The organism is Streptococcus sp. E24BD (assembly GCF_041807825.1).
Lineage (GTDB): Bacteria > Bacillota > Bacilli > Lactobacillales > Streptococcaceae > Streptococcus > Streptococcus entericus.
On record NZ_JBGTZB010000012.1, the window covers coordinates 13,013 to 35,549 of the forward strand.

Consider the following 22,537-nt stretch of genomic DNA (forward strand, 5'->3'; position numbering starts at 1 on the left):
GGGACAATATGGATAGCTCATAGAATTATAGTTAGGGATGTTGTTTTTCATCATTTGATGATATGTGTGTAATTTAATAGGAATTGGTGAAACAATGAGATTAAATAATATGAAATATAGATTGCTGTCAATTTCAGCTCTATTAACACTGGCTCTCTCCTCTTCAATAGTGGAAGCTGCTGACATCAATTTATCGGATATTGAATGGCAAACAGCTACTCATGGTGACGCTTATCAACATAAACAAGTTCAAAAGAATAAACCGTTTACACCAGGAAACTCTAGTCAAAATAAAAAGATTTCTCTGAAAATGGTTGATGGAACTACTAGAGAGTTTGATAAAGGGTTAGGAACGATAGCTTCCAATCCATCATCTATTATTTATGACATTTCTACCTTAGATGTATCCAAGTTTACTACTTTTGTAGGAATCGATCGTTCAGCAACTCCGCTTGATGAGCGGTATTCTAAGGTTGATAAGATTGAGGTATTGGTGGATGATACTGTAATCTACAGTTCTGTAACTGATTATCCAAATGGTATTGCCTATGATACTCCTGCTATTTGGTTGGACTTACCTGTAGCAGAGGGAGCTAAGAAACTAGAGCTTCGTAGCTATTCAGGTTCTGTTACTTGGGGTGATGAGGTTGTATTTGGTAGTCCGACTTTACAAACAAGGGAAGCCAACTCAGAACCTAAGCCTATAACTGAATTACCTGTACGAGAGAACATGGTTTATCTATCTGATTTAGAATGGAAAGTAGCTAGTCATGGAGATGCTACAAGTTCAAAAACTGTTCAGAAGAACAAGCCATTCTCTTTAGGAAATAATGGTAGTTCTCAAAAAATCTCTCTAAAATTGGCTGATGGTAACATTAAAGAATTCGATAAAGGTTTAGGAACAATTGCTGCTTCTCCATCTTCTATTGAATATAATATTCAAGGAGCTGGAGTTTCACGATTCACAACCTTTGTAGGTCTTGATAGAAGTGCAGGTCACGCTGATAGTAGATATGCGTTTGTTGAAAAATTTGAAGTAGAAGTTGATGGAAAGGTCATCTATACAACATTAGAGCAATATCCGGAAGGATTTGGTTATGATACACCAGCTATACCAGTTGATATTGAAATTCCAGAGAATGCCAAAACAATTAAACTGAAAGGTTATTCAGGTTCTGTTACTTGGGGTGATGAGCTAGTATATGCAGGTGCATATTTTGTTGCTAGCGGTTCATTTAAAAATCCAAATGATTTTGAACTTGCTCCAAAAAGACGTGAAATTTCCAATCAGCACCCTCTTTTGATGATGCCACTTTATGCCAATGGTGGTGAATTTGAAAAAGGAAACTATGCTTTCTGGGGTGAAGATACTCTGGTTGGAAAATGGGAAAATATTGACCCTGAATTAAAACCTTATACTGTTATTCAAATTCACCCAGACGATTTACCTCATCGTGATGGTTCTGCCGCTCAATTCTATGAGCATATCTTAGAAGAAGCCCAGAACTATGTAAATCCAGCAACTGGTCAAAATGAACCTATCCCAGTCGTATTAACTGTGTTTACGGCAGGGAATACTTCATATTATACAGCAGCTCATTGGTTGACAATGGACTGGATTGATGAAATGTATGAGAAATATTCTTGTTTACAAGGTATTTTCTCAACAGAAAACTATTGGATTTGGACTGGAAATGTTGAGAGCAATGCAGCAGAGTATCTGAAGCTGTCTGCTAAACATGGTGGATATTTCATCTGGTCAGAGCAGAACAATGGTGGTTCTATTGAACGTGCTTTAGGAGCTCATGGTAAAGATGTGTTCAAAAATGCTGTAGAAAAATATTGGCAGAACTTTATCTTTATGCATAAGAATACTCCTGCTGCTGAAGGAAATGATGCTCCTACAACAAGTTATATGAATGGTTTGTGGTTATCAGATTATGCTTATCAATGGGGCGGACTGATGGATACTTGGAAATGGTATGAAACAGGAAAATGGAAACTGTTTGACGCTTCTAATATTGGAAAATCCCAAGGCAACAGGCAATGGTTGACTCAGCCAGAGGCCATGCTTGGAGCTGAAGCTATGAATATTTACTTGAATGGTGGCTCTGTATATAACTTTGAACATCCTGCCTACACTTATGGTGTGAAAAATCAGGAGAGTCCTCTGTTTAATACAGTAATTAAAAACTTCTTCAAATATATCATTGCTAATCCAGCACCATCAAAAGAAGAAGTGCTGGCCAATACGAAGGTTATCCTACGCGGTAATTATTCAGCGAATCATGAGGGACATTTCTTTGTAGGTGTAAATACAGCTACTCATCAAAGCCCTCTATACACTACTGGACGATATGGTGTTATTCCTACTGTTCCAGCAAGTATTACAGTGGATAAATTAAAATCCAAACTACCAGAACATATTCAAATTGTTGATTTAAAATCAAATGAAATGTCAACAACAGCTAAAAGAAAGGCTTTCTTAGATTCTCTTTATCCTGAAGAATATAATGGAACTATCTTTGCTGATGAGATCGACAATAGAGTATTTGTTTATAACTATGAGTACAATTCTGATCGTGACCAAAAAGGCTCGTTTGATTTGAATGGAAAACAATTTGATATGACTCTGAAGCCTCATTCATATTCAATTGTTACAGATAGTGGCAATGGTTTAAACGTAATTCTTAATAACTATCGAATTAACAAAGATAGCTTGTGGAAAGATGCTAAGAACGCTTCTGAGGCAAGAAGATTACCACAATTGAGCAAACCTGCAGCCATAAACTGGGTATATGAGACTTATATTAACAATACTCCTGTTTCACCTCAGAGAGAAAGTGTTATTGTAGTTAAAAATCTGAATGCCGCTCCAACGATTGAGATGATTTCAACAACTGATTCAGCTTCAGTAGTTCCGACTGTGGAATATAATTCTGCTAAAAAGATTGCTACGATTAAGGTAGTGAATAACGGAAATATTGTATTTAATGTTAATTACTAAACAATAAACTATGTTTATTGGGAGTGTAGAATTACTTTCTACACTCTTTTATATTTTTACAGATAGTGTAAAAACTGAAATAGATTAAAAATTTACCTCTGCTTCTGAAAAATACTAGCTATAATTTCACTCTTATAATGACGAGTTAGGTAACTCGTCATTGAGGAAATAATGAGATATGTTTATGGTATGGATAAGAAGCCCTCCATTTATGACTTTTACAAATAAGCATGAATGGAGGAATAGATGAGATATTACATTTATACAAGAGGTGAAAAAATCCCTGTTACCGAAGAAGTTTACAAAGGTTATTGGAGATTGGTTAATCGTGAAAAGTATCTTTTAAGAAAAGAAAGAGCAAATGGTGTTTTACCATTCTCATCATTTGAATTCGAAGATTTGCCGCTAGAAAATGTGCTGTCTGATTCTAGCGTAGATGTTGAAAAATTAGTCGAAACTAAACTCTTACTTGAGCAATTAAATACAGCTTTGCTAACTTTATCCAATAGAGAGTTTGAGATAATTGTTGCACTTTATTTCAAGGAACATACTATAAAAGAAGTTGCTTTACAACAAGAAATGTCTCCATCAGGTGTATTTCAATTAAGAAATAAAATTTTCAACCATCTCAAAAAATTACTAGAGAAATAGTGAAATAAGGGACTAAAAAATTCACTCTTATTAGTGAGAGGAGATTTTAGTCTCTTTTTGCCCTTTGACAACTGAATAGACCAAGGTGGGACGTTAATCATTTGTGAAGCAAGATGAAAAGGCACCCCTTTTCTGTACACTTTTTATAAAGTGTTTTTGTTAAGCGATAACTCGCTTAACCATAGGTGTTTGGTAATCGAGACTACCGTGAATGCGATGATGGTTCCACCAGTGGACATAGTCCTTGGTTTTAAGGGTTAGTTCTTCTAGTGACTGGCAGTTCTCCTGGTTGATAAACTCCAGTTTGAAAGAGCGGTAGGTGCTCTCATCGACGGCATTATCATAGGGACAGCCNTGATTATCGAACTCCTTGCCCCGATCCGAGTGGAAGAGGTTGACCTTGGTCAGGGCGTAAGGAATGCTTTGGATGGCTTGTTTATGCTAAGGGAAAAGCAACTCAAATGCCAAGATATTGCAAGCATTTCTCAACTTTCAACTCAGAGTATGATTACTATTACTTTATGGACTACCTCTATGGTTCAGAACCATCGGAAAGACAGACTGTCTATATCAGTGAACAAGCCTTAGATAAGATTGTGTTGAGCGTAGTTCAGACAGAGATGAATCGGCTTGGTACGATGAAATACTTGTTGCCAAGATTAGAAACAAAGAGGGAGGAATGCCTTAAAGTCTATCAAAAACAAATCAAAAACCATCAAAGGGCTTTGACTAACTTGCAAGCTGAGCAAAGCGAACTTTACCAGAACTATCGCCTTGAAGCTCAGGAGCGAGAGACCTATCTTTCTCAAAAGGCTACTATTACCTCAAAGATTGAAACCCTCTCACAAGAGATAGCTCATTATGAGGCTTTGATGAGGCAAATTGAGGAGAAATATAGCCAGCAAGTGAACTGGGTTAAACATCTAGCTAAAGGTCAAAAGCAAACAGTTTTAACGGCAGAACTGCTTAATGAAGTGATAGAACGGATAGATGTTGAAGTGGACAAGTCTGTGACAGTAACTTTTACCTGTCAGATTGGAGGTGATGAACGTGACTAAAATTGCTCTGTATCTCCGTTTGTCAGTAGATGAGGCTGAAACAGATGAAAGTAACTCAATCACGAATCAACGGTACTTGTTAAACCATTACCTTGACCAAACACCTGAGTTTAAGAATTGGGAGCGCTTGGAATTTGTGGACGATGGTTTTTCAGGAACAAGCCTGAATCGTCCGTCTTTTCAACGGTTAATGGCTGCTGTGAAGGTGGGAACTATCCGACATATCATTGTTAAAGACTTGTCTCGATTTATGCGTGATTATCTGGAGTTAGGGAACTATTTGGAAAACATCTTTCCTTTTCTTGGGATTCGCTTCATCGCTCTCAATGACCACTATGACAGTTTGACGTCTGAACAGAATGGACTAGATATTGATGTGCCTTTTCGGAATTTACTCAATGATTTCTATGCCAAAGATGTCTCGGAAAAGGTCAAGAGTGCGATGAACAGCATGAAACGCTCGGGCAAAAACATGAGCTGGTTGCCCCCATTTGGTTATCTCAAGGATCCAGAGGACCGTTTCAAGATTATTATTGACGAGACAGTTGCACCAATTGTTCGACGGATTTTCGCCTTGTACCTTGATGGTAATAGTTACCAAACAATTGCTCGACTCCTGAATGAAGAACAAGTCATTACTCCAGCAGAACGAAAGATGCAAATCAGTCAGGCACGTTACGCAAAGTCACTCCGTTTAACAACTGAGCAAAAACGAAATGTTTGGAGTAGCACTACCGTTGGTCAAATTTTAAAGAATGAAGCCTATAAGGGAACTTATCTGTTTAATACTCGGACGTATGTAAGGGGGAAGCATGTTTTCAGACCAAAATCAGAGTGGGAGCGGATTGAGAACAATCACGAAGCGATTATTTCATCAGAACTATTTGAACAAGTTGTCCAATTAAAAGGATCAAAAGCCACTAAAAGAAAACAGCATCAGATACCTAAAACCTCATCAAAAGGTATCTAAGACCGTTGTTCTTCGTGAAATTGAACGATTGAAGACAGAAAAACTTGCCTGCTTTCAGGACTATAAGGATAGCTTGTTGACCAGAGAAGATTATATGGCCAAGAAAAAGGAAGTGGATAAATCTGTTCAGGCTTTGGAAGAACAGATGAAAGAAGCGAACTGTGTTCAGTTACCAACTGACAAGAGGTTAAGCAAAGAAATTGTAGTTGCACACGTTGACAAAGTTGTGGTTGATTGTCTTGGCTTTTTTACAGTCATCTACAAATAGCTGAGGAGGAGACTTGTATCCTAGCAAGTCTCTTTCTTGATGGAATAGTTTGTGGTATAATGAGTGTGTAATCTAGCAAATAAATAGTGTCAGTTACTTGACATAAGAGGGGAAAAATCGAGCCTAATGAGCCTTTTGTTTCGTCCGCTATCCGTGAAGTCTTTGAAGAAACGGGATTGACGGTTTCGGATTTGCAACTTTGTGGGATCAAGCAGTTTACCCATAGCGAGGAGTTGTATCGCTATATTGTCTTTCTTTACAGGACCAGTACCTTTTCAGGCGACTTGTGCTCGTCTGATGAGGGAGAGGTTTTCTGGATGGAACGATCAAAGCTTGTGGCGGCTGATTTAGCGGCTGGTTTTGCAGAGATGCTGCCGATTTTTGAAGACGAGAAGCTGTCTGAACTTTACTTTTACCACGATCAGGATGATTGGCACTACCGCCACCTTTAAAGGAGAAAGATGCGATGACACGATATAATTTCACCAGCTTACCAGACCGTCTCGCCACCAATGCGATTAAGTGGCAAAAGACGCGTGAGGACAAGGACTTATTGCCGTTGTGGATTGCTGACATGGACTTTCAGGTTTTTCCTGAGATGACTGCAGCCCTGACCCAGTTTGCCAAGCGCTCGGTCTTTGGTTACGATGCGCCAGCTGATAGCCTCTTTGAAGCGATTATAGACTGGGAGCAAAACCAGCATGGGGTTGAGGTGGCACGCGAGGACATCGTTCTCATTGAGGGGGCTGTACCAGCCATTTCAACGGTGGTTCAAGCCTTTACGGAGGAAGGAGACGCTGTCCTGATCAACACTCCTGTTTACCCCCCTTTTGCTCGCTCGGTCAAGCTCAATAAACGCACACTTGTGACTAACTCGCTGGTCGTTGAGGACGGTCGTTTTGCCATTGATTTCGATCAGCTGGAGCGTGACATTGTCGACAATAGCGTGAAGCTCTATATTTTCTGTAATCCTCATAACCCTGGTGGGCGAGTTTGGGACATGGCAGAGCTGAAACGTTTGGGGGAGATTTGCCGTCAGCATGGGGTCATCATGGTGTCTGATGAAATTCATCAAGACCTGACCCTTTGGGGCAAGAGACATCAGTCTTTTTATACAGTGGACCGCAGTTTTGCTGAGTTTGCTATTATTTTGGCTTCAGCAACTAAGACCTTTAATATCGCAGGAACAAAGAATAGTTTTGTCCTGGTTAAGAATCCTGACTTGAGGAAAGCATTTACTGACCGTCAGCTGGCCAACAACCAACATGAGATTTCAAACCTCGGTTTTGTGGCTACGGAGGTGGCGTTGAGGGAAGGGCTACCGTGGTTGACAGAGCTAAAAGTGGTGTTGGAAGACAATATCAGCGACCTGCTCGGCTATTTTGCCAAAGAACTCCCAGACCTTAGGGTTATGAGACCAGAGGCGACTTACCTGCTTTGGCTGGATTTTTCTGCTTATGGGCTCAAGCACAGTGAGGTTGCGAGACGTTTGGAGGAAGAGGCCAATGTGCAACTCAATGACGGGCTGACCTTTGGTCGCGAGGGCAAGTGCTGTTTCCGTCTCAATGCCGCTGCACCTAAAGCTCTTATTATGGAAGCTGCTGCGCGGATCGCAGGAGCATTTAACAATGAAAGGACATGATGAACATGACACGTTTAGAACGGTTTTTAGAGAAATTGAGGGCTGAAGAGCTTGATGGCTTTTTGGTGACGGGTGAGAAAAATATTTATTACCTGACAGGATTTTGGGGCTCAGCTGGGACGGTTTTTATCAGCCAGCAACGCCGTATTTTTGTCACTGATAGCCGCTATATCCTCATCGCTAAGCAGGTGATTGCTGACTTTGAAGTGGTGGATAGCCGCGATGCGCTGGGTGAGATTGCTCGGCTCATTGCCGATGAGCAACTGGCTACTATCGGTTTTGACAATCAGGTATCTTATGCTTATTATCAGGCACTGGCTAACCGCTTTGAGGGTTACGAGCTCAAGCCTGTTTATGGGTTTGTGGAAGAGCTGCGCCAGATTAAAGACGCTTCTGAGCTTGCCATCATTCGTCAGGCCTGCCAGATTTCTGACCAAGCTTTCTTGGATGCGCTGGACTTTATCAAACCTGGCAAGACCGAGCGTGAGGTAGCTAACTTCCTCGACTTTCGCATGCGTGAGCTAGGGACAACTGGCGTGTCCTTTGAGACCATCGTTGCTTCAGGATACCGCTCTGCCATGCCTCATGGGGTCGCTAGCGACAAGGTTATCACTCAGCATGAGAGCCTGACGCTGGATTTTGGTTGTGTTTTTGAACATTATGTGAGTGACATGACGCGGACCATTCACATCGGGCAGACGACTGACGAGGAGCGTGCCATTTATGAGGTTGCCCTGCAGGCTAATGCTGCGCTGATTGAGCGAGCACAGGCTGGGCTCAGTTTCGCAGACTATGACGGGGTGCCGAGAGGCATCATTGCTGACGCTGGCTATGGGGAGCGTTTTACCCACGGTATCGGTCATGGCATGGGACTGGATGTGCACGAGGAGCCGTTTTTTGGACGTGGTGCTGGTCACTTGCAGGCTGGTATGGTGGTAACTGACGAACCTGGGATTTACCTCGATGGGCGCTACGGTGTCCGTATCGAAGATGACCTCTATATCACCGAAACAGGCTGCGAAGTCCTAACCAAGGCGCCTAAGGAATTGATTGTGCTGTAAGCATAGGAGAAAAGAGATGAGCAATCGCCTATCCTGGGAAGATTATTTCATGGCAAATGCCGAACTGATTTCCAAGCGGTCAACCTGTGACCGTGCCTTTGTTGGTGCAGTTCTGGTCAAGGATAACCGCATCATTGCCACGGGCTACAACGGCGGGGTATCAGCAACTGACAATTGCGATGATACAGGGCATTATATGGAAGATGGGCACTGTATTCGCACTGTCCATGCGGAGATGAATGCGCTCATTCAGTGCGCCAAGGAGGGGATTTCGACCAATGGGACGGAGCTTTACGTGACCCATTTCCCTTGTATCAACTGCACCAAGGCTCTCTTGCAAGCAGGCATCAGTAAAATTACCTACAAAACAGCTTATCGGCCTCATCCCTTTGCCATTGCCCTCATGGACAAGAAAGGCGTTACCTGTGTCCAACACGATGTACCGACTTTGACCTTGGGGGAGGAGAGCTAAGTGAAAGCATTGATTTTGAGTTTTAGTCCAGCTGTTTTTCCTAGCCTTTTAACGGGTCAAAAACAGTTTGAGTATCGGAAACGCCTGCCAAAAGGGGACTTGCGTGCCTATCTTTATCTATCTAGCCCAGTAAAAGCCATTGTTGGCTACTTAGATTTGGAGGAACGGTTGGAAATTTCTGACTTGCTGGCTAGTGATCTTGCTGAGCCTATTAAAGCTCGGTTGTTTCGGTTTACAGAGACCTATGCTTCTCCCATTAAGAGTTTGGGCTTATTTGATGAACCTGTACCCTTGGAGACCATTCGGGAACTGGGTGGGCAACCACCCCAGAGTTTTGTTTATGCTCAGACCTATTCCTTGCTGACAGAGGCATTATGTGGACAATCAGCCAGTGTCTATCCTATCAACCCAAACCAAGCATTGGATGGCTTAGGCTGGTTCAGTCAGGAGATACTCAATCAGCATCCGAGGGTCATCCCTCTGCCTGCTTCCTTGCTCTGCCATTTCCCAAAAGAAAAGATTTGAGTAAATAGCCCATTTGTGGTAAAATGAAGTGATAGTATGAATTTTAGAGGTGAATACACATGATTGAAGCAAGTAAATTACGTGCGGGCATGACCTTTGTTGCCGCTGATGGCAAGTTGATTAGAGTGTTAGAAGCTAGCCACCATAAGCCAGGTAAAGGCAACACCATTATGCGGATGAAATTGCGCGATGTGCGTTCAGGGTCAACGTTTGATACGACTTACCGTCCAGATGAAAAGTTTGAGCAAGCCATCATCGAGTCTGTGCCAGCCCAGTACCTCTACCAGATGGATGGAACAGCTTTCTTCATGAACCTAGAGACTTATGACCAGTACGAAATCCCAGTGGCCAATGTCGAAGAAGAGCTTAAATACATCCTTGAAAATGCTGAAGTGAAAATCCAATTCTTTGGAACAGAAGTGATTGGTGTTACTGTTCCAACAACGGTTGAATTGACGGTTGTTGACACACAGCCATCTATCAAAGGCGCAACCGTGACAGGTTCAGGTAAACCAGCGACTCTTGAGACAGGTCTGGTGGTTAACGTCCCAGACTTTATCGAAATCGGTCAGAAATTGATCATTAACACAGCTGAGGGTACTTATATTTCTCGTGCCTAGGGCAATGAGTAGAGCATAGCTTGGCAGTATTGCCAAGACAGAAAGGACGAAAAGATGACACAAGTAGCAGTTGGTGATATTGTTATCGCTCCTCGTGTATTGGAGGTCATTACAGGTATTGCAACAACCAAAGTTGAGGGGGTTCACTCACTCCACAACAAAAAAGTGGCGGATACCTTTAGTAAAACTAGCCTTGGTCGCGGTGTCTATATCGATGGTTTAGAAGATGGTAGCTTGGCAGTTGATCTTTATGTTTATCTCGAGTATGGGGTCAATGTTCCAGCCGTTTCGATTGCTATCCAAAAAGCTGTAAAGGCTACGATTCATGACATGGCAGAGTTGGATGTTTCTGCCGTTAACGTACATGTCGTGGGGATTGTGGCGGATAAGACACCTAAACCAGATCTCAAATCCCTCTTTGACGAGGATTTTCTGGATGACTAAGGCAATAACAGACAGCAGACGTGACTTACGGGAGCGCGCCTTTCAGGCGCTTCTCAGTTTAGAATTTGGTGGAGATGTGGTGACGGCTAGCCAGTTCGCCTATACGCATGATAAGGATTTTGCAGAAGATGATGTGGTGAACGTGCCAGTCTTTTTGCTCAGTTTGGTTCAAGGTGTGACTACCCATAGGATCGAACTAGATGCACAAATTGAAACCAAGCTCAAGACAAAGTGGAGCTTGGAGCGTTTAACTTTAGTTGATAAAACGCTTCTTCGCTTGGGGTTATACGAGATGATTTATTTTGATGAAACCCCCGATCGCGTCGCTCTTAACGAGATTATCGAGATTGCCAAGACCTATTCTGATACGACTTCAAGCAAATTTGTCAATGGGCTGTTGAGACAGTTTATCACTGAATAAGGTAACAAGAGTTGGGCTTCCCAGCTCTTTTGGTATAATGGAACAACACATCACTGAAACCTTGCAAGGGAGTTCTAACAGCTTTGTAGCTGTTCCCCTCCTGTGACTGATAGGAGATGTTCTGTTGTTATCAATCGGAGAATAGTTGATCTGTTCTTCGGCTAACAAGGAGGTTTTATGTCACTGTCCAATCGTTTTAATAAAAATTTAGACCGGATTGAGGTTTCTCTCATTCGGCAATTTGACCAATCTATTTCGAGCATTCCTGGGATTGTTCGTCTAACCTTGGGGGAACCGGACTTTACCACGCCCGACCATATCAAGGAAGCAGCCAAGGCTGCCATCGATGCTAATAAGAGCCATTACACAGGTATGGCAGGCTTGTTAGAGCTACGTCAGGCAGCGGCTGACTTTGTGCGTGACAAGTACCAGCTCAGCTATGCCCCTGACAAGGAAGTTCTCGTGACCATCGGGGCAACAGAGGCTTTGTCAGCGACCTTGACAGCCATCTTAGAGGCGGGAGATACCGTGCTTTTGCCAGCACCTGCTTACCCTGGCTATGAACCAATTGTCAACCTCATGGGCGCGGATGTTGTTGAGATTGATACCAGGGCCAACGGCTTTGTCCTGACGCCTGACATGCTGGAGGCGGCTATCCTTGAGCAGGGGGATAAGCTCAAGGCGGTTATCCTTAATTACCCAACGAATCCGACAGGGGTAACGTATTCGCGAGAAGAGATTAAGGCTCTGGCGGATGTGTTGCGCAAGTACGAGATTTTTGTCATCAGTGACGAGGTCTATTCAGAGCTGACCTATACTGATGAGCCCCATGTATCTATCGGAGAATACCTCCGCGACCAAACTGTGGTTATAAATGGCTTGTCTAAATCCCATGCCATGACTGGCTGGCGACTGGGCTTGATTTTTGCGCCTGAAGCGATTGCCAAGCAGCTGATTAAGAGCCACCAGTACTTGGTGACAGCTGCCAACACGGCAACCCAGTACGCAGCTATTGCGGCTCTGACGGTAGGCAAAGACGATGCTCTGCCGATGAAGGCGGAGTACATCAAGCGTCGTGATTACATTATCGAGCAGATGACCGCTATGAATTTTGAGATTATCCGTCCAAATGGCGCCTTTTATATCTTCGCTAAAATTCCCGTCAAAGAAGGACAAGATTCTTTCACGTTTTTGCAAGAGTTTGCCCAGCAAAAGGCTGTTGCCTTGATTCCGGGTGTGGCTTTTGGTCAGTACGGTGAAGGCTACCTGCGGATTTCCTATGCGGCTTCTATGGAGACTATTCAGGTAGCTATGGAGCGGCTCAAAGAATTTATGGTCCAGTATGGAGCTTAGGGAGAGCAGGGGGCTAATCCTCTACAATCGTAACTATCGTGAAGATGACAAATTGGTCAAGATATTTACCGAGCAGCTGGGCAAACGGATGTTCTTCGTCCGTCATGCGAGCCAGTCGAAACTTGCCTCGGTTATTCAGCCGTTGACTGTGGCAGATTTTATCCTAAAAATCAATGAAACAGGGCTCTCCTATATCGAGGACTATCGTTCGGTTCAGACCTTTAAGCGGATTAACGATGATATTTTTCTACTGGCTCACGCGACTTATATCGTGGCGCTGGCAGATGCGGCAATTGTGGACAATGTCTATGATAGTCAGCTTTTTGCCTTTACTTGCAAGACCTTAGAGCTGATGGAAGAGGGGATGGATCATGAGGTGCTGACCAATATCTTTGAAATCCAGCTTTTAGATCGACTGGGTGTTCAGCTCAACTTCAACGAGTGTATCTTCTGTCACCGAGTGGGTCAGGCCTTTGATTTTTCCTTCAAGTATTCAGGTCTTGTTTGCCCTGCTCATTACCATGAGGATGACCGGCGTAGCCATCTCGATCCCAATGTGCCTTATCTGCTCAATCGGTTTCAGGCCATTTCCTTTGACGACTTACAAAAAATCTCCCTAAGTCCTGAGATGAAAGCTAAACTGCGGCTGTTTATCGATCAACTCTATGAGGATTATGTCGGCATCAAGCTCAAGAGTAAAACATTTATCGATGATCTTCAGAAGTGGGGAGATGTGATGAAAAACCGAAACGGCTGATTTTTCAGCTGTTTTTTGCTATAATTGAGAAAAACGTGAAAGGAAATGACTGATGACAAAACACATCATTGCAATTGATGCCATGGGAGGGGACCATGCTCCTCAAGCTGTGGTAGAGGGAGTTAATCGTGCTCTGGCAGAGTTCTCCGACCTATCTGTCGTGCTATATGGTAAGGAGGATGCCATCAAGCAGTACCTTACAGCGACAGAGCGCGTGAGCATTGTCCACACGGATGAAAAAATCGACTCAAGCGATGAGCCGACGATAGCTCTTCGTCAGAAAAAGCAGGCTTCTGTGGTTTTAGCGGCTAAGAGTGTCAAGGCTGGGGAAGCTCATGCTGTCATCTCAGCAGGGAATACAGGCGCCTTGCTTGCTACTGGACAGCTGATTGTCAAGCGCATCAAGGGCATTGCCCGTCCAGGTCTCATGTCCACCCTGCCAACCATGGATGGCAAAGGCTTTGACATGATGGACTTGGGAGCAACCGCAGAAAGTAAACCTGAGCACCTGCACCAGTATGCGGTTCTAGGAACGTTCTACGCCCAAAAGGTGCGTGGCATCGCACGACCTCGTGTCGGTCTGCTCAATAACGGAACGGAATCGACCAAGGGAGACCCCTTGCGCTTAGTGGCCTATGACCTGTTGAGCAAGGACCCTGCCATTCATTTTATCGGAAATATTGAAGCTAGAGACCTGCTCGAGGGTGTCTGTGATGTGGTCATTTCTGACGGCTTTACGGGCAATGCAGTGCTGAAAGCCATCGAAGGAACAGGCAAAGCCGTTGTTAGTCAGGTCAAATCGGCGGTAAAAACAGGTGGCTTGCTGGCTAAAATCGGCGGTCTTCTCCTCAAATCAAGCCTGACACAGGCTTTAGGTGCCATGGACTATAAAAAAGCTGGCGGCGCCGTCCTCTTGGGTCTGAAAGCCCCAGTTGTCAAGGCTCACGGCTCATCTGATGCCACCGCGATCTACTACACAATCAAACAGACCAGAGACATGCTGGAGAGTGGAGTTGTTGAAGCCTCTGTTCAAATGTTTTCAGAGGAGACTAATTGAAAGTTCTGATGGTATTCTCAGATCCTCACGGTAGTAGCCGTGGGGATGTTTTTTTGATAAAAGTTCGGTTTTTGGATTTAAAAAAATTATTCTCATAAAAAAATTATAAAATTCCTTGAAAAAACAAATATTTTTTGTTAACATGAATAAAAATGTTAGCGAGGTTTGGAGATGCCGACTCAACTTTTATACCAAGGGAAAGCCAAAGATATTTATGGTACAGATGATCCTGACCAAATTATCTCTGTCTACAAGGATCAAGCCACCATGCTTAATGGGGCGAGAAAAGAAGAGATAACAGGTAAAGGACGGCTTAATAATCTTATTTCTAGTCTGATTTTTGAACGTTTAAATCGAGCAGGTGTAGCGACTCATTTTATTAAACGCTTATCAGAAACCGAACAATTAAACAAGAAAGTGTCAATTATTCCTTTGGAAGTTGTGTTACGAAATCGTACCGCAGGGTCGCTTTCCAAACTATTTGGATTGAAAGAAGGGCTGGTTTTAGAGACACCGATTATCGAGTTTTACTACAAAAACGATGATTTGGATGATCCCTTTATCAATGATGAGCATGTGACCTTTTTGGGCTTAGCGACCAGTGATGAGGTGGCTTATCTCAAGTCGGAGACCCGTCGCATCAATGAATTGTTGAAGGACTGGTTTGCTGAGATTGGGCTGACCTTGGTGGATTTTAAGCTGGAATTTGGCAAGGATAAGGATGGCAAGATCCTCTTGGCAGATGAGTTTTCGCCAGATAACTGCAGGCTCTGGGATGCGAAAGGGAATCATCTGGACAAGGATGTCTTCCGGAGAAATTTGGGGTCTTTGACGGAAGTGTATGCCAGGGTATTGGAAAGATTGCAGGCAGTAGCTGAAAAGGAGGGATAGATGGACAAGCGGATTTTTGTGGAGAAAAAGAGTGCTTTCGGAGTTAAGGCGACCAGCTTACTAGGGACCTTGCAACGGCAATTGGGGCTTGAGACTCTAACGAGCTTGAGATTGTTACAGGTTTATGATGTCTTTGGTTTGGCTGATGAACTGATGACATTAGCAGAGCAACAGATTTTTTCAGAACCTGTGACAGATAAGCTCTTAACTAGTGATGACCTCCATTTATCAGCTTATCGCAGTGTGGCAATCGAAGCTTTACCAGGGCAATTTGACCAACGGGCGGCGTCTGCTCAGGAAGCCTTGCAGCTTCTGGGAGCGGATCAACAGGTGAGGGTCAAATCTGCTCAACTCTACCTCTTTAACCCGGATCTATCAGATGCTGATTTGGCATCGGTGACCAGCTATCTGCTCAATCCGATTGACTCACGAATCAAGAATTTGACGGTAGGTTTGATAACCGAAGAGGAGGCTGTTGTTCAGGATCGGATTCCCTATCTGACTTTTTTTGAGACAGCGAGAGAGGCAGATTTTGCAAATTATAAGGCAGAGGCTGGGCTTGCCATGGAAGTGGCGGATTTGCTCTTTATTCAAGACTATTTCAAGTCCATCGGTCGGGTACCGACAGAGACAGAGCTCAAGGTGCTGGATACCTACTGGTCTGATCACTGTCGTCATACCACCTTTGAAACGGAGTTAGTGGGTATTGATTTTTCCGCGTCAGCTTTTTCTAAAAATCTCCAAGAGACCTATGACAAGTATCTGGCGATGAGGGCGGAACTAGGGCGTGAGGATAAGCCTATCACCCTGATGGACATGGCGACGATTTTTGGGCGCTATGAAAGAGCCAATGGGCGCTTGGATGACCTTGAGGTTTCGGACGAAATCAATGCTTGCTCGGTAGAAATTGACGTTGAGATTAACGGTATCAAAGAACCGTGGCTTCTCATGTTTAAGAATGAGACCCATAACCACCCAACAGAAATCGAGCCTTTTGGTGGAGCTGCGACCTGTATCGGTGGTGCGATTCGAGACCCCTTATCAGGTCGTTCCTATGTCTATCAAGCGATGCGGCTTTCGGGCGCTGGAGACATTACAGCACCTCTTTCAGCCACTCGAGCAGGCAAGTTGCCCCAGCAGGTCATCTCAAAAACCGCTGCACAAGGCTATTCCTCTTATGGTAACCAAATTGGTCTTGCAACAACTTATGTCAAGGAATATTTCCACCCAGGCTTTGTTGCCAAACGGATGGAGCTGGGTGCGGTCGTCGGTGCTGCTCCTAAGGAAAATGTGGTGCGTGAGAAACCAGAAGCAGGTGATGTCGTGATTCTTCTTGGTGGCAAGACTGGTCGTGATGGCATCGGCGGAGCAACAGGGTCGTCTAAGGTACAGACCGTGGCATCTATTGAGGCGGCTGGTGCGGAAGTCCAAAAAGGGAATGCCATCGAAGAACGCAAAATCCAGCGCCTTTTCCGCAATGAGAATGTTACCCGTCTGATTAAGAAGTCCAATGATTTTGGTGCTGGTGGGGTCTGTGTCGCTATCGGTGAGTTGGCAGATGGGGTGAGCATTGACCTCGATAAGGTGCCGCTCAAGTATGCGGGCCTAAATGGCACTGAAATTGCCATCTCAGAAAGTCAGGAGCGGATGGCAGTAGTGGTTCGTCCGACTGATGCGGATACCTTTATTTCAGCCTGTGCGATGGAGAATATCCATGCGGTTGCTGTTGCGACCGTGACAGAAAAACCACATCTAGTCATGACTTGGAATGGTCAAACCATTGTGGATATTGAGCGACGTTTTTTGGATACTAACGGGGTGCATGCTCAGGTCAGCACCAAAGTTGTTGATTGTCAGGTCGAGCAACCTTACCAGAGAACGACAGATTTAGCTAGTCTTGAGCAGGATTTGCAGGCAGTCTTGTCTGACCTCAACCATGCTAGTCAAAAAGGTTTGCAGACCTTGTTTGACAGTTCGGTCGGACGTTCAACGGTCTTGCATCCACTTGGTGGACATCACCAGCTGACTCCAGCTGAAAGCTCAGTGCAAAAACTCCCTGTTCAAAAGGGAGTGACGACGACAGCATCTGTCATGGCTGCTGGTTACAATCCTTATTTGGCGTCATGGTCTCCTTATCATGGTGCGGTTTACGCGATTATCGAAGCGACTGCTCGTTTGGCAGCGACTGGTGCTAATTGGAGTAAAGCTCGCTTCTCTTATCAGGAATATTTTGAGCGGATGGATCGGATCCCTGAACGATTTGGGCACCCTGTAGCAGCTCTGCTGGGGGCGATTGAGGCTCAGAGCCAGCTAGGTTTGCCAGCTATTGGAGGCAAAGATTCTATGTCTGGCACCTTTGAAGACCTGACAGTACCGCCAACTTTGGTAGCTTTTGGGGTGACAACAGCGGATAGTCGCCGTGTCTATTCGCCAGAGTTTAAGGAGGCAGGTCAGTACATTTACTATCTGCCAGGAGTGAGCTTGTCTGCCGAGGTCGACTTTGAGCAGGTTCGGCGTCATCTGACAACCTTGTCTGCTTTGCAAGAGCAATATCAACTCACTGCGATTTCCGCGGTTAAGTATGGTGGTTTGCTGGAGAGCTTAGCCCTCATGATGTTTGGTAATGGCATCGGTGCACAGGTCGACTTGACAGATTTGTCAACCAGCTTGACAGGTCAACTGGGTGGCTTCGTCTTCACTTCTGCGACAGAAATTGCTGGTTTGGAGCCAATCGGTCAGACGCTTGCTGATTTTACCCTCATGGTCAATGGCAGAGCAGTATCTGGTGACAAGCTCTTGGCAGCCTATGAAGGGACTTTAGAAGATGTCTATCCAACAAGATTTACCCAGTCCGATGTGCTGGAAGATGTCCCAACAGTTGCTCTGCCATTTGTCAAAAGAGCGGAAAAACAAGTGGAGAAACCACTGGTTTACATCCCAGTTTTCCCAGGAACCAACTCGGAATACGACTCGGCTAAGGCCTTTGAGCAGGCAGGATCTGAGGTACGGCTAGTGCCTTTTGTGACCTTGGATGATCAGGCAGTTGCCCAGTCGGTTGACACCATGGTGGGTAATCTTGACAAGGCCCATATCCTATTTTTCGCAGGGGGGTTCTCGGCAGCGGATGAGCCAGACGGTTCTGCCAAGTTTATTGTGGCTATATTGCGACAAGAACGTGTACGAGCTGCCATTGACCGCTTTATTGAGCGAGGAGGGATCATCATCGGTATCTGCAACGGTTTCCAAGCCCTTGTCAAATCAGGTCTCTTGCCTTACGGCAATTTTGAGGACTTGAGCGAGACCAGTCCAACGTTGTTCTACAATGATGCTAACCAGCATGTGGCCAAGATGGTGCGGACACGCATTGCCAATACCAATTCGCCGTGGTTGGCAGGTGTATCTGTTGGAGATGTTCATACGATACCTGTTTCTCATGGGGAGGGCAAATTTGTCGTCACCGCTGAAGAATTTGAACGATTGAGAGATAAGGGACAGATTTTTAGTCAGTATGTTGATGATAAGGGCAATTCTAGCATGGATAGTCGCTATAATCCCAACGGATCTTATTATGCTATCGAGGGTATTACCAGCGAAAACGGGCAGATTATCGGTAAGATGGCGCATTCTGAGAGGACAGAAGATGGTCTTTTCCAGAACGTGCCAGGCAAAAAGGACCAGAAACTGTTTGAGAGTGCTGTGAAGTATTTTACAGGAAAGTAGCAAACAACAGTGAGCTTGCATGAAATAAAAAGGAAAAATCATGGTTTACGAAGTCAAATCTCTCAATGAAGAATGTGGTGTCTTTGGCATTTGGGGACATCCTCAAGCGGCTCAAGTGACTTATTACGGCCTCCATAGCCTCCAACACCGTGGTCAAGAAGGGGCAGGTATTCTGGCTAATGACAGGGGAAAATTCAAACGCCATCACGGTCTAGGTCTCTTGGCAGAGGTCTTTAAGCAGCAGGAGAATCTGGACAAACTGATCGGTCAAGCCGCGATTGGTCACTTGCGCTATGCGACGTCTGGTGCTAGCTCTATCAATAATATCCAACCCTTTCATTTCCGATTTTCAGATATGAAAGCCGGTCTGGCTCACAATGGCAATCTGACCAATGCTGTTTCTCTGAGAAAAGAGTTGGAACATTATGGTGCGATTTTTGCCAGTACATCAGATACGGAGATTCTCATGCACCTGATTCGCCGTAGCCAGCAACAAAACCTGATGGACAAAATCAAGGAAGCCCTTAATACAGTCAAGGGTGGCTTTGCTTACTTGCTCCTCTTAGAAGACAAACTGCTGGCTGCTCTTGATCCCAATGGTTTTCGCCCCCTGTCTGTCGGTCAGATGACGAACGGGGCTTGGGTGGTGTCTTCGGAAACCTGTGCTTTTGAGGTCGTCGGTGCCAAGTGGGTACGAGACATGCAGCCTGGGGAAATCGTGGTGTTTGATGATGAGGGGATGCACATTGATACCTACACGACAGAGCGTCAGCTGGCGATTTGCTCTATGGAGTATGTCTACTTTGCTCGCCCTGATAGTGTGATTCACGGGGTCAATGTCCACACGGCTCGCAAAAACATGGGGCGTCAGCTGGCGAGGGAATTCTCCCATCAAGCGGATATTGTAGTTGGTGTGCCGAACTCATCTCTCAGCGCAGCCATGGGCTTTGCTGAAGAATCAGGTATGCCAAACGAAATGGGACTCATCAAAAACCAGTACGTCCAGCGAACTTTTATCCAGCCAACTCAGGAGCTACGAGAGCAGGGTGTGCGGATGAAGCTGTCTGCTGTGTCTAGCGTGGTCAAGGGCAAGAGAGTGGTCATGGTGGACGACTCTATTGTGCGAGGGACGACCAGTCGAAGGATTGTGAGCCTGCTCAAGGAAGCAGGAGCGGCCGAGGTGCATGTGGCAATCGCTAGTCCAGAGCTCAAGTATCCTTGTTTTTATGGCATTGACATTCAAAGTCGTAGGGAGCTCATTTCTGCTAATCACACAGTTGAGGAAGTCTGTGAAATTATCGGTGCGGATACCTTGACTTATCTGTCTCTGGACGGGCTGATAGCCTCTATTGGGATTGACACCCAAGCTCCCAATGGCGGGCTCTGTGTCGCTTACTTTGATGGGGACTATCCGACACCGCTCTACGATTACGATGAAGAGTACAAGCGTAGCTTAGCTGAAAAAACTAGTTTTTATATTGAGAATGTGACATGAGTTTATGAAATTGATTAAGAAAAAAGAAGTTGAGCAGTTTAGAATTTTTATCTTAGAATTAAATACATTTCATGAAGATCGCTTTAAAATGGACTATTCATCTGCAATATCTCCTGAACTTGCTGGCATTCTTGGCGGAGTTGGTACAGGTGCACTAGGAGTTGCATCTATCTTTTCTTGGCTTTCAGGTATGTCAGGAGCTCAGATGATGTCCGCATTAGCAAGTTTTGGTTTTGGAGGTGCTGTCGGCGGTATAGTGAGTTTAGTTGCTGCTGTAGCAACACCAGTTGTATTAGTTTCAGGTGGATTTTATACTGTCGCAAATCAACGAAAATTGAAGAAAGAGTTAATTCAATTGTCAAGAGTTGCGAATAAGATGAAAATAGAATTGGCATCTGATGATAGACCCAAAGTTAAAGAGTTGTTAAAAACCATTGATTTAATGATGGTTGATTTTATTAACCATTACGGCATATTAAAAACAAGTTGATAATTGTGCTATTTTCCCAAAAGAAAGGAAATCCTATGTCTAACAAAAATGCCTACGCCCAGTCAGGTGTGGATGTAGAAGCTGGCTACGAGGTCGTTGAGCGGATTAAGAAGCATGTGGCGCGTACGGAACGAGCGGGTGTCATGGGAGCCCTCGGTGGCTTTGGTGGTATGTTTGATCTCAGCCAGCTGGACGTCAAAGAACCGGTGCTTGTGTCTGGTACGGATGGGGTTGGCACCAAACTTATGCTCGCCATCCAGTACGACAAGCACGATACTATCGGTCAGGACTGTGTCGCCATGTGTGTTAACGACATCATCGCAGCAGGTGCTGAGCCGCTTTACTTTCTTGATTACATCGCGACTGGAAAGAATGTGCCTGAAAAGCTAGAGCAAGTTGTGGCTGGTGTGGCTGAAGGTTGTGTGCAGGCAGGTTGTGCCCTCATTGGTGGCGAGACCGCTGAAATGCCTGGCATGTATGGTGAGGACGATTACGACTTGGCTGGCTTTGCTGTGGGGATTGCTGAGAAGTCACAAATCCTTGACGGTTCAAAAGTTCAGGCAGGTGATGTCCTCTTGGGACTGGCTTCAAGCGGTGTCCATTCCAATGGCTATTCACTAGTGCGCAAGGTCTTTGCGGACTATACAGGTGAAGAAGTCCTGCCAGAATTGGAAGGCAAAACACTCAAGGATGTTCTCCTTGAGCCAACTCGTATCTATGTCAAGGAGGTGTTTCCTCTTATCAAAGCAGGACTAGTCAACGGCATTGCCCACATCACAGGAGGCGGCTTTATCGAAAATGTGCCTCGCATGTTTGCTGACAACTTGGCAGCAGAGATTGATGAGGTTGCTATCCCAGTTCTACCGATTTTCAAGGCGCTTGAAAAATATGGGGACATCAAACACGAGGAAATGTTTGAAATCTTTAATATGGGGATTGGCCTGGTTTTGGCAGTTTCCCCAGAAAAGGTTGCGACAGTCAGAGAACTGGTTGACGAAGAGGTCTATGACATCGGCAGGATTATCGAAAAAACGGATAAGAGCGTGGTGATTGCCTCATGACCAAGAAGATTGCCGTGTTTGCCTCTGGCAACGGCTCCAACTTTCAGGTCATTGCTGAGGAGTTTCCAGTTGCGTTCCTATTCTCAGATAAACGGGGAGCCTATGTGTTGGAACGTGCTCAAAATTTGGGTGTGACCAGCTATACCTTTGAACTCACAGAATTTGAAAACAAGGTTGCTTACGAAGAAGCTATTGTGGATCTGTTGGACCAGCACCAGATTGATTTGGTTGTTCTGGCTGGCTATATGAAAATTGTTGGCGAGACCTTGCTTTCTACCTATGAAGGTCGCATCATCAATATTCACCCAGCTTACTTGCCAGAATTTCCTGGTGCTCACGGCATTGAGGACGCTTGGCATGCTGGTGTTGTTCAATCTGGCGTAACCGTCCACTGGGTGGATAGTGGCGTTGACACAGGTCAAATCATCAAGCAAGTCCGCATCCAACGCTTGCCAGAAGACACTTTAGAAACATTTGAAGCACGGATACACGAGGCGGAGTATGCTTTGTATCCGGAGGTGGTTAAAGAGTTGGTTTAATATTTTATTAATTTTTAGAATAGAGGTGATTTATG

22 protein-coding genes and 1 pseudogene are annotated in these 22,537 nt (G+C 44.8%); 22 read left to right on the top strand and 1 reads right to left on the bottom strand.

Translation table 11 applies throughout. From position 1 onward, the window contains the following. Nucleotides 1-94: 94 nt before the first annotated feature. Together ACERC5_RS04300 and ACERC5_RS04305 are read left to right on the top strand one after the other, a co-directional pair. Complete coding sequence (locus ACERC5_RS04300) at nt 95-3,007, top strand: glycoside hydrolase family 98 domain-containing protein (RefSeq protein WP_373660227.1); 2,913 nt, start codon at nt 95-97, stop codon at nt 3,005-3,007. Between the two features lie 246 nt (nt 3,008-3,253). After that, nucleotides 3,254-3,658 carry a sigma-70 family RNA polymerase sigma factor gene (locus tag ACERC5_RS04305; RefSeq protein WP_373660228.1) on the top strand — a complete coding sequence of 135 codons (405 nt, stop codon included), beginning with the start codon at nt 3,254-3,256 and terminating at the stop codon, nt 3,656-3,658. Nucleotides 3,659-3,817: 159 nt separating this feature from the next. On the opposite strand, the pseudogene ACERC5_RS04310 reads toward ACERC5_RS04305, so the two are convergent. Further along, a pseudogene (locus ACERC5_RS04310) lies at nt 3,818-4,096 on the bottom strand (IS3 family transposase); the annotation flags it as partial. A gap of 23 nt (nt 4,097-4,119) precedes the next feature. Here ACERC5_RS04310 and ACERC5_RS04315 point away from each other — a divergent pair. The 20 genes from ACERC5_RS04315 (at nt 4,120) to purN (ending at nt 22,502) form a co-directional block, all read left to right on the top strand. Then, the gene (locus ACERC5_RS04315) at nt 4,120-4,716 is read left to right on the top strand and encodes a hypothetical protein (protein ID WP_373660229.1); all 597 of its coding nucleotides are present in this window, start codon (nt 4,120-4,122) and stop codon (nt 4,714-4,716) included. Next, nucleotides 4,709-5,686 carry a recombinase family protein gene (locus tag ACERC5_RS04320; RefSeq protein ID WP_373660230.1) on the top strand — a complete coding sequence of 326 codons (978 nt, stop codon included), beginning with the start codon at nt 4,709-4,711 and terminating at the stop codon, nt 5,684-5,686. Before ACERC5_RS04315 ends, ACERC5_RS04320 begins: the two co-directional genes overlap by 8 nt. A gap of 76 nt (nt 5,687-5,762) precedes the next feature. Further along, the gene (locus tag ACERC5_RS04325; RefSeq protein WP_373660231.1) at nt 5,763-5,954 is read left to right on the top strand and encodes a hypothetical protein; all 192 of its coding nucleotides are present in this window, start codon (nt 5,763-5,765) and stop codon (nt 5,952-5,954) included. Nucleotides 5,955-6,070: 116 nt separating this feature from the next. Beyond that, complete coding sequence (locus ACERC5_RS04330) at nt 6,071-6,406, top strand: 8-oxo-dGTP diphosphatase (protein WP_373660249.1); 336 nt, start codon at nt 6,071-6,073, stop codon at nt 6,404-6,406. Between the two features lie 14 nt (nt 6,407-6,420). Beyond that, nucleotides 6,421-7,596 (top strand): MalY/PatB family protein, encoded by a 1,176-nt coding sequence (locus ACERC5_RS04335; protein ID WP_373660232.1) that lies wholly within the window; start codon nt 6,421-6,423, stop codon nt 7,594-7,596. After that, a complete protein-coding gene (locus ACERC5_RS04340; protein WP_373660233.1) occupies nt 7,596-8,657 on the top strand; it encodes a M24 family metallopeptidase in 1,062 nt (353 codons plus the stop codon). Before ACERC5_RS04335 ends, ACERC5_RS04340 begins: the two co-directional genes overlap by 1 nt. A 16-nt stretch (nt 8,658-8,673) precedes the next feature. Beyond that, entirely contained in the window at nt 8,674-9,129 is a 456-nt protein-coding gene (locus ACERC5_RS04345) for a cytidine/deoxycytidylate deaminase family protein (RefSeq protein WP_373658339.1), read from the top strand. After that, a complete protein-coding gene (locus ACERC5_RS04350) occupies nt 9,130-9,654 on the top strand; it encodes a hypothetical protein (RefSeq protein WP_373658340.1) in 525 nt (174 codons plus the stop codon). It abuts the gene before it with no gap. 59 nt (nt 9,655-9,713) lie between these two features. Next, entirely contained in the window at nt 9,714-10,274 is a 561-nt protein-coding gene (gene efp, locus ACERC5_RS04355; RefSeq protein ID WP_018368912.1) for an elongation factor P, read from the top strand. A gap of 54 nt (nt 10,275-10,328) precedes the next feature. After that, nucleotides 10,329-10,718: an Asp23/Gls24 family envelope stress response protein gene (locus ACERC5_RS04360; protein WP_373658341.1), complete on the top strand. Its 390-nt coding sequence runs from the start codon at nt 10,329-10,331 to the stop codon at nt 10,716-10,718. After that, on the top strand, nt 10,711-11,139 hold the full coding sequence (gene nusB / locus ACERC5_RS04365; protein ID WP_373658342.1) for a transcription antitermination factor NusB: 429 nt from the start codon (nt 10,711-10,713) through the stop codon (nt 11,137-11,139). Before ACERC5_RS04360 ends, nusB begins: the two co-directional genes overlap by 8 nt. Nucleotides 11,140-11,316: 177 nt before the next feature. After that, nucleotides 11,317-12,492, top strand: coding sequence for a pyridoxal phosphate-dependent aminotransferase (locus ACERC5_RS04370; RefSeq protein WP_373658343.1), 1,176 nt, complete (start codon nt 11,317-11,319; stop codon nt 12,490-12,492). Next, nucleotides 12,482-13,249, top strand: a complete 768-nt coding sequence (gene recO / locus ACERC5_RS04375) for a DNA repair protein RecO (RefSeq protein ID WP_373658344.1) — start codon at nt 12,482-12,484, stop codon at nt 13,247-13,249. Before ACERC5_RS04370 ends, recO begins: the two co-directional genes overlap by 11 nt. Nucleotides 13,250-13,301: 52 nt before the next feature. Continuing rightward, nucleotides 13,302-14,306 carry a phosphate acyltransferase PlsX gene (gene plsX / locus ACERC5_RS04380; protein ID WP_373660234.1) on the top strand — a complete coding sequence of 335 codons (1,005 nt, stop codon included), beginning with the start codon at nt 13,302-13,304 and terminating at the stop codon, nt 14,304-14,306. 171 nt (nt 14,307-14,477) lie between these two features. Beyond that, on the top strand, nt 14,478-15,197 hold the full coding sequence (gene purC / locus ACERC5_RS04385) for a phosphoribosylaminoimidazolesuccinocarboxamide synthase (RefSeq protein ID WP_373660235.1): 720 nt from the start codon (nt 14,478-14,480) through the stop codon (nt 15,195-15,197). Beyond that, the gene (locus ACERC5_RS04390; RefSeq protein WP_373660236.1) at nt 15,198-18,917 is read left to right on the top strand and encodes a phosphoribosylformylglycinamidine synthase; all 3,720 of its coding nucleotides are present in this window, start codon (nt 15,198-15,200) and stop codon (nt 18,915-18,917) included. A 40-nt stretch (nt 18,918-18,957) separates the two neighbouring features. Beyond that, entirely contained in the window at nt 18,958-20,412 is a 1,455-nt protein-coding gene (gene purF / locus ACERC5_RS04395) for an amidophosphoribosyltransferase (protein WP_373660237.1), read from the top strand. Between the two features lie 4 nt (nt 20,413-20,416). Beyond that, on the top strand, nt 20,417-20,902 hold the full coding sequence (locus ACERC5_RS04400) for a hypothetical protein (RefSeq protein WP_373660238.1): 486 nt from the start codon (nt 20,417-20,419) through the stop codon (nt 20,900-20,902). A gap of 35 nt (nt 20,903-20,937) precedes the next feature. Further along, the gene (purM, locus tag ACERC5_RS04405) at nt 20,938-21,963 is read left to right on the top strand and encodes a phosphoribosylformylglycinamidine cyclo-ligase (RefSeq protein ID WP_373660239.1); all 1,026 of its coding nucleotides are present in this window, start codon (nt 20,938-20,940) and stop codon (nt 21,961-21,963) included. Next, nucleotides 21,960-22,502, top strand: coding sequence for a phosphoribosylglycinamide formyltransferase (gene purN / locus ACERC5_RS04410; RefSeq protein WP_373660240.1), 543 nt, complete (start codon nt 21,960-21,962; stop codon nt 22,500-22,502). Before purM ends, purN begins: the two co-directional genes overlap by 4 nt. Nucleotides 22,503-22,537 lie beyond the last annotated feature (35 nt).